This window comes from Streptomyces sp. NPDC020747, from assembly GCF_044334695.1.
GTDB lineage: Bacteria > Actinomycetota > Actinomycetes > Streptomycetales > Streptomycetaceae > Streptomyces.
On sequence record NZ_JBIRTJ010000014.1, the window covers coordinates 165276 to 178609 of the forward strand.

Genomic DNA, 13334 nt, shown 5'->3' on the forward strand with positions numbered 1-13334 from the left:
ACCGTCGGAGGGGCCCTGCGTACGAACCGGAGTTCAGCCGCGCTTCTGACGCCGCCAGGGACCGGTGACAGCCAGCATGATGCCCGGCTCCTGGATGTTGGCGTACAGCGTCCTTCCGTCGGGCGAGAAGGTGACGCCGGTGAACTCGCTGAACTCGGGCTCCTCCTCGGTTCCGATGTCGAGGTCGTTGCGGGCGATCGGGTACGTACGGCCGCTGTCGGTCGCGCCGAAGAGATGCGAGACGCCCTCGCCGTCCTCGGCGATGACGAGGCCGCCGTACGGGGAGACGGTGATGTTGTCGGGACCGTCGAAGGCGCCGTCCACCGACGGGTCGGGGTTGACCCCGAGGAGGACCTTCAGGGTCAGCGTGCGGCGCTTGGGATCGTAGAACCAGACCTGGCCGTCGTGCTGGACGGGGCTCTCCGCGCGTGCGTACGAGGAGACGATGTACGCGCCACCGTCGCCCCACCACATGCCTTCGAGCTTGCGGGCGCGGGTGACCTCGCCGGCGGCGAACTGCTTGCGCACGTCGATGGTCTTCGCGTCGCGGTCGGGGACGTCCACCCAGTCGACGCCGTACACCGTGCCGATCTTCGTGGCGCGGGAGAGGTCGTCGATGAAGTGGCCGCCGGAGTTGTAGCACTTGGGGGCCTGGAGGACGCCCGCGTCGTCGGCGAGGGTACGGAACCTGCCGGGGCCGTAGTGGAAGCCCTTGGGCGGGGTCCAGCGGTAGAAGAGGCCGTTGGGGCCGGACGCGTCCTCGGTGAGGTAGGCGTGGCCGCGCTTCGGGTCGATGACGACGGCCTCGTGGTCGTACCGGCCGAAGAACTTCAGCGGCTTGGGGTCGCGGTTGGCGCGGCGGTCGCTCGGGTCGACCTCGAAGACGTAACCGTGGTCCTTGGTCATGCCGTTGACGCCGGCGCGGTCGGAGTTCTCCTCGCAGGTGAGCCAGGTGCCCCACGGGGTGCTGCCACCCGCGCAGTTGGTGGAGGTGCCCGCGATGCCGACCCACTCGGCGACCGCACCGCCCGGACGCACCTCGACGACCGTGCAGCCGCCGGACGCGGCCGGGTCGTAGACGAGGCCCTCGGTGAGCGGGACCGGGTACGTCCAGTTGGCGCGCGGGCCCTTCAGCTCGTGGTTGTTGACGAGGAGGGTCGTGCCGCGCGGGCCGTCGAAGGTGGCCGTGCCGTCGTGGTTGGAGGGAGTGAACTCGCCCGACTCCAGCCTGGTCTTCCCGCTGTGGGTGATGACGCGGTACCGGAAGCCGGCGGGCAGCGCGAGGATGCCCTTCGGGTCGGGCAGGAGGGGCCCGTAGCCGACGGCTCCGCCGTGCCGGTCGGCGTCGTCGGCGTCGGCATCGCCCGCGGTCTCGGTGTCCGTGGACGCGAGGGCGCCGGGCGCGGTGGCGAGTGTGCCGACGCTGCCGATCAGGGCGACACCGGCACCGGTGATCGCGGATCGTCTGGCGAAGTCCCTGCGGGTGAGCGACATGCTGTCTCCTGTGACGGTGGAGTGTGACCGTGGCGAGGCGGTGACGCGTGGAGGGTGGCGGACCCGGCTGTCGGCCACACGGTCCCGCCCGTGACTGAACGCCGGTTGAACGCGGGCCGACTTCCCAGGGTCCCCTTGCGTGAACCCGGGCGGATCCCGCCTGATCCAGCCGCTTCCACCCGTCCGGAGCAATGTCGCCCCGTACGGCCCATCAGTCCTCGCATACGAACTGTTGGTCGGAATAATCTCCATACCAAGGACCCGCACGACCCATGGGAGGCGAGCCGAAGTGGACGCGCGTCAGGCAAGCCACCGCCATGAGGAACGGCTGATGGCGCTGGCCAATGTGAGCGGTGTCGGCAGTGGGCGCGACGAGGAGTCCGGCGAGGACGTCATCGTCGTCTTCGTCACCCGCAAGGTCCCTCGCGACCGGCTCCGCCCCGAGGACGTGGTCCCGGACGAGCTGGAGGGCATCCCGGTCCGGGTCTTGGCGATGGGCGAGGACGAGGACGGGGACGAGTCCTGACGACCTGGGTTTCCTTCGCCCCCGCCGCCCCTACCCGTTCCCTTCCCCTGGGGGCTGACGCCCCCAGACCCCCACTGAAATCCAGCCCCTCCGGCGTTTGAGGAGCGGGGGTTCGGGGGCGGAGCCCCTGAGTAAGGGACGGGAATGGGTAGGGGCGGCGGGGGCGAAAACCCCCCTACCCCCCTTGCTGCGACCGAGCCTTGAACGCAGCCTTCCGCGCCTCCTTGGCGACCTTCTTGTCGGGGTGCAGCCGCCCCATCGCCTCCAGCACATCAGGCGTGGCAGGGTGATCCACCCGCCAGGCCGCCGCGAAGAACCCCCCGTGCTGCGCGGCAAGCCCCTCGACCAGCGCCTGCAACTCCGCCGAGTTCCCCTCCGCGGCCAGCTGCGCGGCAATCGTGTCGACGGTCAGCCAGAACACCATCCCCTCGGACGGCGCGGGCACGTCCGAGGCCCCCCGCTCGGTGAGCCAGACCCGCGCGAGCCCGCCCAGCTCGGCATCGTCGAGCACCTCACGTAGCGCGGGCGAGGCCTCCGTACCGACCAGCGAAAGGGCCTGCTGGCAGCGCAGCCGCCGCAGCGGCGCCCCGGCGTCGGAGCCCTTCGCCGCCGCGAGCAACTCCCGTGCCGCGGCGAGGGGTTCACGCCGGTCGAGCCACTGCTCGGTCTCGGCCTGCGCCGCCGCCGGCGGAAACGCGGAGGTGCTGTCGAGCAGCACGTCGGCCCCCTTGTCCGCGAGGTCGCCCACCGCGGGCGCCACGAACCCGGCTTCGAGGAGCCGTGCCCGGATCCCGTACACCCCGAGGGGGGTGAGCCGCACCATCCCGTACCGCGAGACGTCCGTGTCGTCGACCGGCGCCGCGGGCTCCTCGTCGGCGTCGGCCATGAGGGCCTCGTCGACGGGCTGGAAGTCGACGAGCCCGATCGGCTCAAGGAGCCGGAACTGGTCGTCGAGCCGCATCATCGCGTCCGACACCTGCTCCAGGACGTCGTTGGTGGGCTCCCCCATGTCGTCCGGCACGATCATCGACGCGGCGAGCGCGGGCAGCGGCACCGGGCCGTCGCCGGGCCCGTCCTCGCTGGAGGTCAGCAGGTAGAGGTTGCCGAGGACCCCGTCGAGGAACTCCGCCTCGGCCTCCGGGTCCCAGTCCAGCGCGGAGAAGTCGATCTCGCCGCCCTCACCCATGGCCTCCACGATGTCGTCGAGGTCGGGCACGCCGGCGTCGGCGAGCACCGTCTCCAGGGCGGCGAGCCACAGCCCCAGTACGTCCTGTGGCGCCCCGGAGAGGACGAGTTTCAGGTCGGCTCCCGTGGTGACGGTGCCCTCCTCCTCGTCCACGACCTCGACGAGCCCGGTGTCGACGGCGACCCGCCAGGCCTCGCTCGCGTAGGCCGCGGCGTCCCCGCCGTCGAGGCCGAGCTCGGCGGCGGCGGCCGGCAGCTGTTCCTCGACGAGTTCGCCGCCGGCCCCGACCCGGGTGTCCGGACCGGCCCAGCGTGCGAGGCGCACGGCACGCGAGAGAAGCGGCGTGGCGAGGGCGTCCCGCGCGAGCTCCGCTTCGGAGTGCAGACGCACCGGCGGCAGGGGGGAACTGTCTGACATCGGCTGGTTCTCCTAGGACGAACGTTCGGGCGTACATCTCGGACGTACACGAGGCCCGCGGGCCGCCCGGGAAAACGCCTGCCGGCCGCCCCGGACACGCGACCTCAGCCTAGACGGATTTGGACCCATGCCGCCCGGTTCATGAACCTGTCAGAAGTGTTAACTCGGGAAACCTTGACAAGTGCCGTGGCCAGACACGAGATTGACGCGCGTAGAAACTCGCGAGTAGCAGTGCATCGCGGCTTCTACGCGCGTCACGGACCGCCCCACCGGTTACGGCTCCACCCTTGCTCTCGTCCGTCCTCGCCCCACAGCTCCACCCCCGTCCTCGCTCCACCGCTCCACGCACGTACGCGTTCCACCGCTCCACCCGCATACGTGTTTCAACAGCTCCACCCTCGTCCGTTCACCGCGCCACCCTCGTCCCGGCGCCCACGCACGTCCCCGGAGGGATCCCGTTGCCGAGCAAGTCTTCCGCACGCATAGCCGCGCTCACCGTCGCCGCCGTCTGTTCCACGGTCTCCGCGGTGGTCGTCACCTCGCCCGCCCACGCGGACGCCGTGGCCGTCCACGACATTCAGGGCTCCACCCGTACGTCCCCGCTCGCGGGCCAGCAGGTCACCGACGTGGCCGGCATCGTCACGGGCACGAGAACCTACGGTTCGTCCCGCGGTTTCTGGATCCAGGGTCCGTCCGCCGACGACGACCCGGCCACCAGTGAGGGCGTCTTCGTCTTCACCAGCTCCTCGCCGAAGGTCGCCGTCGGCGACTCGGTCACCGTCTCGGGCACGGTCACGGAGTTCGTGCCGGGCGGCGCCTCGACCGGCAACCAGTCGGTCACGGAGATCACCCGGCCGACGGTGACGGTGGTGTCGAGCGGCAACGCGCTGCCCGGGGCCACGGTCATCGACAGCCGTTCCGTACCCGCCGCGTACTCGCCCGAGGGCGACCCGGCGGCGAGCGGTTCGGTGGGCGCCCTGACGCTGCGGCCGAAGAAGTACGCCCTCGACTTCTACGAGTCGCTGGAGGGCATGAACGTCGCGATCGGCTCGTCCCGTGTGGTCACCGCGACCGACCCGTTCTCCGAGCTCTGGGTGACGGTCAAGCCGCACGAGAACCCGAACCGCCGCGGCGGCACCGTCTACGGCGCGTACTCCTCGCAGAACACCGGCCGGCTGCAGATCCAGTCGCTGATCCCGACCGCCACCGAGCCGTTCCCGACGGCCAACGTGGGCGACACCCTCAAGGGCACCACCGAAGGCCCGCTCGACTACAACCAGTTCGGCGGCTACACGCTGACCGCCCGCACGCTGGGCACGGTGAAGGCCGGCGGTCTGGAGCGCGAGACGACGCGCAAGCAGTCGCGTTCCGAGCTGGCGGTGGCGACGTACAACGTCGAGAACCTCGACCCGACGGACGCCACGTTCGCCGCCCACGCGGCCGCGATCGTGGACCACCTGCAGTCGCCCGACATCGTGTCCCTGGAGGAGATCCAGGACAACAACGGCGCGAAGAACGACGGCACGGTCGCCGCCGACCAGACGATGCAGAAGCTGATCGACGCGATCGTCGCCGCGGGCGGCCCGGCGTACGAGTGGCGCTCCATCGACCCGGTGAACCTCGCGGACGGCGGTGAGCCGGGCGGCAACATCCGTCAGGCGTTCCTCTACAACCCGGAGCGCGTGTCGTTCGTGGACCGCGCGGGCGGCGACGCCGCGACGGCCGTCGGCGTCACGAAGGTGCACGGCAAGGCGCAGTTGACTCTCTCGCCGGGCCGTATCGACCCGGCGAACGCCGCGTGGACGAACAGCCGCAAGCCGCTCGCGGGCGAGTTCAGCTTCCGCGGCAAGTCGGTCTTCGTGATCGCGAACCACTTCGCGTCGAAGGGCGGCGACCAGTCGCTGCACTCGCAGTTCCAGCCGCCGGCGCGCAGCTCGGAGACGCAGCGCCACCTCCAGGCGACCGCGGTGAACGCGTTCGTCAAGGACATCCTCGCCAAGCAGAAGAACGCGGACGTCGTGACGCTCGGCGACATCAACGACTTCGAGTTCTCGCGGACGACGAAGCTCCTGGAGGACGACGGCGCCCTGTGGTCGGCCGTCAAGTCCCTTCCGAAGAGCGAGCGTTACAGCTATGACTACCAGGGCAACAGTCAGGTTCTGGACCAGATCCTGATCAGCCCGTCGATCCGCAGGGACTGCGACTTCACGTACGACAGCGTGCACATCAACTCGGAGTTCTCCGACCAGATCAGCGACCACGACCCGCAGGTGCTGCGGTTCCGCCCGTAGTCGCGGCACGAGCACGCGGGTGAGCCCGGCCCCACGTCAGGGGGGCCGGGCTCACCCGCGTCTCCGGCGGGGCGTCAGGCTCCGAAGGCCTCGTTCAGCCAGCCCTGCCAGGCGGCCTCGTTCCCCTTGGCGTCGGCGCCCGGGGCGAAGTCGTGGACGCTCATGCCGACGGGCGCGCCCCAGTGGTTGCGGCCGAAGAAGCGGATGAGGGCGTCGTCGGTGCGCAGCCCGATGAAGTACGGGTTGCGGTAGTCGACGACGGCGTCCAGCACCTGGCCGTCGGGGCCGTGGGCCCGTACGCGCGTGCCCTCGGCGGTGTCGTCCGCGAGGCCGAGTGCCCGGCCGACGGCGGCGAAGGCGTCGGCCGCCTTTGACGCGTCGGGCCCGTCGAAGGTGGCGAAGGCGGCAGGCCTGGCCGCGAACCTCGTCAGGTACTCGCACAGGGTGTGGAGGTAGAAGTCGGTGTGCCTGCTCGCCCCGTCGTACTGGTTGTCCCAGTCGTCGACGAAGATCCCGCTGTGCACGTACCTCACCCAGGCACGCCGGCCGTCGTCGCGCGGCTCGACGGTGTAGTCGAGCTGGTTGAGGGTCTGCGCGGAGTTCTCGTCGGCACCCTCAAGGCGGTTGGTGTACTTGTGCGGCGGGTCCCAGGCGGTGACCGTGGATCCCCAGGGGCCCCGGCCGCCCTCACGCGGCTCGGGGGGCTCCATCGGCCACAGCCAGCCGCCGGTACCGCTGGTGACGGCGTCCCACACCTGGTCGGGTGTGGCGTCGACCTCGAACTCGCGGGCGATCTCGAATTCCTTGGACATGGTGTGCTCCTGCGCGTCAACTAGGCGTGTCAGTCGGTGAGTTCGGGCGCCGCCGCGGGCGCCTCGGAAGCCTTGAGCCCCTCGGCCGTACCGGATGCGTCAGCTGCACCGGACGCATCGGCCGTGCCGGACGCCCCGGGCTTGACCGTGGGATGGACCGCCACGACGATCCGGTGGTCACGGCCCCCCTCGGCGTCGGCGGAGTCGTACTTGCGGATCAGGGCGCCGACACCGGCCGTCAGCTCCTGGATGAACGCGGCCCGGTCGGCGGCGGAGGCGAAGCGCACCTCGCCGTCCAGCGCGTACGTGGCGAGCCGCTTGCGGGCCTTCGTGGCGCCCGTGATGAGCGTGCCGACGTCCCGCACCAGCCGGGCGCCGAGCGCGAGCAGCCACCGCGCCGAGAGCTGATCCCGGAAGCGGTCCGGGTCGGGCTGCACGGCGGCGAGGGCGAGCGGCGAGATGACGTACGACGCCGCCGTCGCCCTCATCAGCCGCTCGGTGACGTTCCCCTTGCGGCGCTCCCCCGCGAGCTCGACCAGACCGTGCCGCTCCAGCGTCTTCAGGTGATAGTTCACCTTCTGCCTCGGCAGTCCGACCTTGCCAGCCAGCATGGCGGCCGACGCGGGTCCGGCCGCCAGCTCGGCCAGGAGCCGGGCCCTTATGGGGTCCAGCGAGGCGGCTGCCGCCGCGGGGTCCTCGATCACGGTCACGTCCAACATGACTCCACCGTCTCACCGAACATTTTATTTGTCCAGACGGTTCTTGTTGTCGGCTTCCGTGATCTTCTGATCACTCGGGGACGAGGCCGAGCGCGTGGGTGTAGCGGCGGACCGTGGACTGCTTCAGACCGGGGTACGTCTGTACGCGCTCCCACTCAGGCGTACGGGATCCGACGCCGCCCGGCGAGGCCAGCGCGTCGATGTGGGCCTGCGCGGTCTCCCACTCGGCGTAGTTGAGGACCTTCGTGCCGTCGGTGCTCAGGTGGAAGTGGGCGGAGATCCCGCCGGGACTGAGGTTCGGCTCGCTCTCCAGGGCCTCGAACACGGCGTCCACCCAGGCGCGTTGCCGGTCGGGGTCCGGCCCCTCGAACTCGATCTCGACGATCACGACGCACCCCGGAACCCGGGTCTCCGCCTCCTGGGCGCCGCTGCGGTAGCGCCGGTAGCGGCCGAGCCCCACGCGCTCGATCCCGGGCACAGCCACGTCCACCTCGTCCACGCGCTCCTGCCGGTGGACCTTCACGAACGCCTCGTAGTCCTGCTCGCTCCGCCACTGCGAATGGTGCAGCAGGGTCGTGCCGTCCTCACCGGTGTAGACGTGGTACCCGAGCAGCCCCTCGGCCGGCCACGCCCTGCGCTCCCAGGTGGCGGCGATCGCCTCGACCGTCTCCTTCTGCCGCTCGGGCGTCCCCACCCGCCAGGTGCTGAAGAAGGGAGCCCCGACCTCGGGGCGGGTCATCGCGGGGTGCGCGTCGGTACGACGGGTCATCACGAACTCCAGTGATCGCTGATCGGTGTCCACGGCTCCACCCTCGGACCTCAACCGAACTTCAGGTCAAGCGCCGGTGCCACGGACGGGTCCGCCTCCACCGGGCCGCGACAAGCGCACGACGAGCGGCGGGGCCAGTCGATCGGCCCCACCGCTCGTCGTCCGGCACCGGTCGGTGACCGGTGCCGGAGGTGTGCGTGTGAGTAGTGCGTATCTGTGGCGCGCGTGAGTGGTGCGTGTCGGTGGCGCGCGTGAGTGGTGCGTGTCAGTGGTGTCCGTTGTGACGTCGGCGCCACACTCCCGCCGCGACCACCGCTCCGGCCCCGGCGATCAGTACGGGCCCGGGGTGCCGCTTTCCGGCCTGGACGGCATTGGTCACGGCCGTGCGCACCGGCCGGGGCACGTTGTCCTGAACGGCGTGGCCGGCCTGCGTGGCCCTGCTCTGCACCACATGCCCGGCCTGGACGGCCTTGTCCTGCACGACCTGACCGGCCTCGCCGGCCTTGCTCTGCACGACATGGCCGGCCCGCACCGCCTTGTCCTGTACGACGCGACCGGTCTCGGTGGCCTTGTCCTGTACGACATGGCCCGCCTGCGCCGCCTTGTCCTGCACGGCGTGGCCGGCCTCGGACGCCTTGTCCTTCAGTTCGGCGCCCCGGGCCCGCGCACGGCCCTTCATGTCGGCCTTCGCGGCCAACTCCTCGACGGTGTCGCCGAGTTGGCCCCGGGTCTCCTGGATCTGCCGTCGCAGCTCGTCCGGGCCCTTCGCGCCGCCGGCGGCCTTGTCGGCGGCCTTGCCGGGCTCAGTGGGATCATTCCTGTCCTTCATCGATGTGCCCTTTCCTTGATCTCGTCGACGTCGGCCCGGACGCTGTCGAGCGCCTCCTCGGGCAGCGGCGGGGCCGCGCGCCCGAGCTGGGCCCGGCCGGTCCTCGCCAGCACGCCCGCGACCAGGAAGAGCACGGCCGTGACGATGAGCGCAGCCGCCCACACGGGCAGCACGAGGGAGAGCACGGCAGCACCGGTGGCGGCCAGGGCCATCAGCCCCACGTAGGCGACGGCACCGGCCGCGCCCAGCAGCCCGCCGCCGCGTCCCACCCGCCGGCCCTTCTGCGCGAGCTCCTCCTTCGCGAGCAGTACTTCCTGTCGTACGAGCTCGGAGAGCTGTTCGGTGGCCTGTCCGACGAGTTCACCGACCGAGTGCTGCTCGCCCGGCCGCCGGTCCATGGTTTTGGTCACGGCGTCCCGCCTCCTTTCGTCCGGGACGCCCGGGTACCCTTCCGGGCCGCCGTCACCCCTGTCCGGCCCCGCGCTCGCCGAGTCGCGCCAGCTGGCTCTGGAACCAGTCGAGCCTGGCCTGCAGCAGTGCCGCCTCGGCGACGAGCTCGGGGACCCCGAGCCCCTCGGGCAGGCCGTCACCGGCGCCCGGTGCCGCGCCGCCCCCGGCCCGTACCCGCAGCCTTTCCCCGCCCAGCCGGGCGAAGGTCGCCAGCGACACCGCCGTACGGCCGCGCACGCATCCGGCGCAGGAGGCCGCGAAGCCCCGCCAGCCGGGCCTGCCCCATCCCGCGTCGGCCAGCGCCACGGCGACGGCGCCGCACGCGCAGGGGCCGACCGTGGCGGTACGCACCCGCTGCCGCGCGTACCGGAAGCCCAGCTCGAAGCGGAGGTAGGCGCCGAGGACCGTCACTTCGAGGAGTGCGGCGCTGCGGTGCTCGGCGGTGCACAGCATGGCCTCGGCCGCCGTGCGCTCGTGCACGCAGTGGAAACCGCAGTCGCAGCGGCGGTGCGGTGCCCGGTGCCGCAGGCCGTAGACGCAGTGCGCCTCGTCGAGCACTCCGTACGGCAGCGCGCCGCCCAGCGACACACCGGTGAACCCGGCCCGGGTGCCGTCCTGGGACAGCATCGGGTGGGCGATCTTGAATCCGGTCGGCGGCTCCGCCGGACGTTCCTCGGGGAGCCGCATCCTCATCGCGCGACCGGAACCTCTTCGACCGCGGCCTCCAACTCCTCGATCTCCTCGGGGAGTCGGAGCTCTTCCTCCTCCAGGCGCGGCTGCTCCTCCGCGACTCCGGTGGCCAGTGCCTTGCCCAGCTTCATGACGCCTCCCGTGACAGACGACCTTCTACCGTCCCCGCCATGGTGACCGAAACGGGGGCGAGTTCCTAGAGCGCCCCTGCCGTGCCGAATGCCGCAACAGATAAGAACCACTTACTCATATCTCGTAGAAGAATTAAGTGGAGCTTCAGGATCGGTATGCCGAGACTACCTTCATGACCTCACGACGCACCCCGCCCTTCGGCCGTGCCCTCTGCGCGATGATCACGCCCTTCACCGACGAGGGACTGCTGGACCTGGACGGTGCGCAGCGGCTGGCCGACCGGCTGGTCTCCGAGGGCTGCGACGGGCTGGTGCTGTCCGGGACGACCGGGGAGTCACCGACCACGACGGACGCCGAGAAGTCGGCGCTCGTGCGGGCGGTGGCGGACGCGGTCGGGGACCGCGCCGCGGTCGTCGCGGGCATCGGGACCGCCGACACCCGCCACACCACCGAGCTCGCCCTTGAGGCCGAAAAGGCGGGCGCGGACGGCCTGTTGGTGGTCACGCCGTACTACAGCAGGCCCCCGCAGGACGCCGTCGAGGCACACTTCCGGGAGATCGCGGACGCCTCGGGACTACCGCTCGTGCTGTACGACATCCCGGGCCGCACCGGCACCCGCATCGAGCCGGAGACGATGCTGCGGCTCGCCGGGCATCCGCGGATCGTGGCGGTGAAGGACTGCGCGTACGACCTGCTCGGCACCCAGAAGGTGCTGGCCGCCACGGAGTTGGCGTATTACACGGGCTGCGACGAGTACGTGCTCGCGCTGTACGCGATCGGCGGTGCCGGCTACATCAGCACGGTGGCGAATGTGACCCCGCGTCACTTCCGGTCGATCCTGGACGCGTTCGACGGCGGAGACCCGGACGAGGCCGTCCGGCTGCAGCAACTCACCATCCCGCTCACGGAGTTGATGATGGCCTCCGGCCTGCCCGGCACGGTGACTGCGAAGGCCCTGCTGAGCGCCCTCGGCCTGCCGGCGGGGCCGGTCCGGGCACCGCTGCGGCCCGCCGGCCGGGAGACGGTCGACGGGCTGCGGGCGGCATACGAGCGGCTGGTGGCCGCCTCGGCCGGTGTGTGATCGGAGCGGCCTGCTCAGCGTTCGGCGAAGACCGGCGTCCAGCGCCCGGCCGCACCGTCGTTCCCCTTGCGGAAACCGCTCAGCGGGACGGTCTTGTCACTGCCGATCGTGACGAGCACGAGCCGGTTGTGGAACTCGTTCGTACCGGGTGCGATGTCGAAGGCGATGAGCCGCTTGTTGTCGACCCAGGCGAGCAGCTGCTGTCCGGGGATCTTGTGGAGCCGCTTGCCGGTGTAGGGGTCGATGATCTCGGACGCGGTGGTCTTGGCACCGCCCGCGAAGTCGCCGGCGGCGAGCTTGCCGTCCGGAGAGAGACCGGCGTCGACGAACCAGTGCAGGTACTTCTCGTTCGCGGGCTTGGCGACCTCCTTGCCCTCGAAGTCGTAGTACTGCATGTGGGGTTCCGAGGTGAGACCCGAGTAGACGAGCTTGCCGTCGTGGCTGAAGGCGAAGTCCTGACGGGCGTTGAGGGAGGACCCGGGCATGTCCTCGTCGTCGTGCACCGTGACCTTGCTCCAGGAGCCCTTGCCGGAGTCGACGTCGATGACGTAGAAGCCGGTCCGGGCCGACTCTCCGAACCGCGTCGTCCAGTCGTTCTTCTTGCCGTCGCCGTCGCTGTCGTAGTCCGCCTTGAACCGCAGGTCGGGGTTCTTGCCGTACGTCGTCGCGACGAGCTTGCCGCCGTCGGGCGAGAACTCGACGCCCGCGACACCGCGGTCGACCGGGATCCAGCGCTCGACCTCGCCGGTGAGCAGGTCGAGCAGGCCGATCCGCGTGGTCGGCAGCTTCTGCTCCAGGACGGCGGCGGTGCGCATGCCGGGAGCGACGTCGAGGATCGACCACTTGGTGGTCTTCACGTACTTGCCGGTCTCCTGGTCGAGGAGACGGTAGGTACGCCGGGTGACGCCCCGGTCCTCGGTCTCCTTGACGGTGCTGTACGTGTAGTAGGCGGCCAGCGCGGTGTCGCCCGCCGCGATGAGGTCGCGCGGCGGTGTCTGGTCCGGGTGGGCGATGATGTCGCTCTGGTTGATCTGGCTGGCGAGCCGGGGCTCGTCCTTGCCGCGGTCCAGCATCGGTACGGCCACCCCGACGGCGACGGCGACCGCCGTGGCCACCGCGGCGCCGGCGATCGTACGGGTCCGGCGGCGGCGCCGGACGGCCAGGACGCGGCCTGCGAAGTCGGTCGGCGGGGTCGTGGTGTCCGCGGCCTGCTCGTGCAGGGCGTCGCGGACGAGCTGATCCATGTTCACGGACGTACCTCCACCGGTGAGAAGTCGCGGGACGGGCTCTGTTCCGCGTCGGCGGGTCCGAGAGCGGCCAGTTCCGGCGCGAGGGCGCGCAGTTTGGCGAGCGAGCGGTGGGTGGTGGACCGCACGGTCCCCACCGAGCAGCCGAGGATCCGGGCCACGTCGGCCTCCGGCAGGTCCTCGAAGTAGCGCAGCACGAGCACGGTCCGCTGCCGGGCGGTCAGCCGCGCCAGCGCTCCGCGCATCACGATCCGCAGGTCGGCCGCGGAGGAGGCGTCCGCCGTGGCCGCCCCGCCCGTCCCCTCGGGCGGTTCGGCGACCGTCAGTTCCCGTCTGCGCCACTTCAGCCGCCATCGGCTCACCTGCTGGCGGTACAGGATCTGCCGTACGTACGCCTCCGGTTCGTCGATGCGCTGCCATCGCCCGGCCGCCTTGACCAGCGCGGTCTGCAGCAGGTCCTCGGCCGCGTGGCGGTCGCCGCCGCTGAGCAGCACGGCGGTCTTCAGCAGTGCCGACGACCGGTTCTCCACGAACTCCCGGAACCGCTCTTGCCCTTGGGCATCCATCGTCACCTTCTCTCCCCCAGCGGGCTCTCCCCGCTCCCACCCGTACTGACGTCCCCGGCGGGCCCCCGCTATGCCTGACGGCGCGAGGAGTTCTCACGGTCCGGTGGTGATGTGTGCGGGTGGGT

General features: G+C 71.0%; 14 protein-coding genes. 3 read left to right on the forward strand and 11 right to left on the reverse strand.

The window, feature by feature from the left end; all coding sequences use genetic code 11:
- Positions 1-33: 33 nt before the first annotated feature.
- A complete protein-coding gene (locus ACH4YP_RS33155; RefSeq protein ID WP_398494457.1) occupies positions 34-1494 on the reverse strand; it encodes an alkaline phosphatase PhoX in 1461 nt (486 codons plus the stop codon).
- A 331-nt stretch (positions 1495-1825) separates the two neighbouring features.
- On the opposite strand from ACH4YP_RS33155, the gene ACH4YP_RS33160 reads away from it, so the two are divergent.
- The gene (locus ACH4YP_RS33160) at positions 1826-2020 is read left to right on the forward strand and encodes a hypothetical protein (protein WP_398494459.1); all 195 of its coding nucleotides are present in this window, start codon (positions 1826-1828) and stop codon (positions 2018-2020) included.
- Between the two features lie 175 nt (positions 2021-2195).
- On the opposite strand, the gene ACH4YP_RS33165 is transcribed toward ACH4YP_RS33160, so the two are convergent.
- Positions 2196-3623, reverse strand: coding sequence for a hypothetical protein (locus tag ACH4YP_RS33165; RefSeq protein ID WP_361065791.1), 1428 nt, complete (start codon positions 3621-3623; stop codon positions 2196-2198).
- A 458-nt stretch (positions 3624-4081) separates the two neighbouring features.
- Between ACH4YP_RS33165 and ACH4YP_RS33170 the strand changes: the two genes are divergently transcribed.
- Positions 4082-5914 (forward strand): endonuclease/exonuclease/phosphatase family protein, encoded by a 1833-nt coding sequence (locus ACH4YP_RS33170; protein WP_398494461.1) that lies wholly within the window; start codon positions 4082-4084, stop codon positions 5912-5914.
- Between the two features lie 74 nt (positions 5915-5988).
- On the opposite strand, the gene ACH4YP_RS33175 is transcribed toward ACH4YP_RS33170, so the two are convergent.
- The 7 genes from ACH4YP_RS33175 to ACH4YP_RS33205 form a co-directional block, all read right to left on the reverse strand.
- Positions 5989-6726, reverse strand: coding sequence for an SRPBCC domain-containing protein (locus tag ACH4YP_RS33175; RefSeq protein WP_398494463.1), 738 nt, complete (start codon positions 6724-6726; stop codon positions 5989-5991).
- A 29-nt stretch (positions 6727-6755) separates the two neighbouring features.
- A complete protein-coding gene (locus ACH4YP_RS33180) occupies positions 6756-7445 on the reverse strand; it encodes an ArsR/SmtB family transcription factor (protein ID WP_398494465.1) in 690 nt (229 codons plus the stop codon).
- Positions 7446-7515: 70 nt separating this feature from the next.
- Positions 7516-8214, reverse strand: a complete 699-nt coding sequence (locus ACH4YP_RS33185; RefSeq protein WP_398494614.1) for an antibiotic biosynthesis monooxygenase — start codon at positions 8212-8214, stop codon at positions 7516-7518.
- 265 nt (positions 8215-8479) lie between these two features.
- The gene (locus tag ACH4YP_RS33190) at positions 8480-9043 is read right to left on the reverse strand and encodes a DUF3618 domain-containing protein (RefSeq protein WP_398494467.1); all 564 of its coding nucleotides are present in this window, start codon (positions 9041-9043) and stop codon (positions 8480-8482) included.
- Positions 9040-9453, reverse strand: a complete 414-nt coding sequence (locus tag ACH4YP_RS33195) for a phage holin family protein (protein WP_398494469.1) — start codon at positions 9451-9453, stop codon at positions 9040-9042. Before ACH4YP_RS33195 ends, ACH4YP_RS33190 begins: the two co-directional genes overlap by 4 nt.
- 52 nt (positions 9454-9505) lie before the next feature.
- Positions 9506-10186 (reverse strand): hypothetical protein, encoded by a 681-nt coding sequence (locus ACH4YP_RS33200; RefSeq protein ID WP_398494470.1) that lies wholly within the window; start codon positions 10184-10186, stop codon positions 9506-9508.
- Positions 10183-10314, reverse strand: coding sequence for a hypothetical protein (locus ACH4YP_RS33205; RefSeq protein ID WP_398494472.1), 132 nt, complete (start codon positions 10312-10314; stop codon positions 10183-10185). Before ACH4YP_RS33205 ends, ACH4YP_RS33200 begins: the two co-directional genes overlap by 4 nt.
- A gap of 173 nt (positions 10315-10487) precedes the next feature.
- On the opposite strand from ACH4YP_RS33205, the gene dapA reads away from it, so the two are divergent.
- Complete coding sequence (dapA, locus tag ACH4YP_RS33210) at positions 10488-11396, forward strand: 4-hydroxy-tetrahydrodipicolinate synthase (RefSeq protein WP_398494474.1); 909 nt, start codon at positions 10488-10490, stop codon at positions 11394-11396.
- A gap of 14 nt (positions 11397-11410) precedes the next feature.
- Here the strand turns inward: dapA and ACH4YP_RS33215 are convergent, their stop codons facing one another.
- Together ACH4YP_RS33215 and ACH4YP_RS33220 are read right to left on the reverse strand one after the other, a co-directional pair.
- Entirely contained in the window at positions 11411-12646 is a 1236-nt protein-coding gene (locus ACH4YP_RS33215; RefSeq protein WP_398494476.1) for a WD40 repeat domain-containing protein, read from the reverse strand.
- Positions 12643-13209, reverse strand: coding sequence for a SigE family RNA polymerase sigma factor (locus tag ACH4YP_RS33220; RefSeq protein WP_361065797.1), 567 nt, complete (start codon positions 13207-13209; stop codon positions 12643-12645). The genes ACH4YP_RS33215 and ACH4YP_RS33220 overlap by 4 nt, the downstream gene beginning before the upstream one ends.
- Between the last annotated feature and the right edge of the window lie 125 nt (positions 13210-13334).

What these genes read in the sequence shown, in the direction of transcription:
- dapA (WP_398494474.1), top strand. Translation starts at nt 10,488, where the DNA reads ATGACCTCACGACGCACCCCGCCCTTCGGCCGTGCCCTCTGCGCGATG.
- ACH4YP_RS33160 (WP_398494459.1), top strand. Translation starts at nt 1,826, where the DNA reads ATGGCGCTGGCCAATGTGAGCGGTGTCGGCAGTGGGCGCGACGAGGAG.
- ACH4YP_RS33180 (WP_398494465.1), bottom strand. Translation starts at nt 7,445, where the DNA reads ATGTTGGACGTGACCGTGATCGAGGACCCCGCGGCGGCAGCCGCCTCG.
- ACH4YP_RS33200 (WP_398494470.1), bottom strand. Translation starts at nt 10,186, where the DNA reads ATGAGGATGCGGCTCCCCGAGGAACGTCCGGCGGAGCCGCCGACCGGA.
- ACH4YP_RS33220 (WP_361065797.1), bottom strand. Translation starts at nt 13,209, where the DNA reads ATGGATGCCCAAGGGCAAGAGCGGTTCCGGGAGTTCGTGGAGAACCGG.
- ACH4YP_RS33155 (WP_398494457.1), bottom strand. Translation starts at nt 1,494, where the DNA reads ATGTCGCTCACCCGCAGGGACTTCGCCAGACGATCCGCGATCACCGGT.
- ACH4YP_RS33175 (WP_398494463.1), bottom strand. Translation starts at nt 6,726, where the DNA reads ATGTCCAAGGAATTCGAGATCGCCCGCGAGTTCGAGGTCGACGCCACA.
- ACH4YP_RS33205 (WP_398494472.1), bottom strand. Translation starts at nt 10,314, where the DNA reads ATGAAGCTGGGCAAGGCACTGGCCACCGGAGTCGCGGAGGAGCAGCCG.
- ACH4YP_RS33165 (WP_361065791.1), bottom strand. Translation starts at nt 3,623, where the DNA reads ATGTCAGACAGTTCCCCCCTGCCGCCGGTGCGTCTGCACTCCGAAGCG.
- ACH4YP_RS33190 (WP_398494467.1), bottom strand. Translation starts at nt 9,043, where the DNA reads ATGAAGGACAGGAATGATCCCACTGAGCCCGGCAAGGCCGCCGACAAG.
- ACH4YP_RS33185 (WP_398494614.1), bottom strand. Translation starts at nt 8,214, where the DNA reads ATGACCCGTCGTACCGACGCGCACCCCGCGATGACCCGCCCCGAGGTC.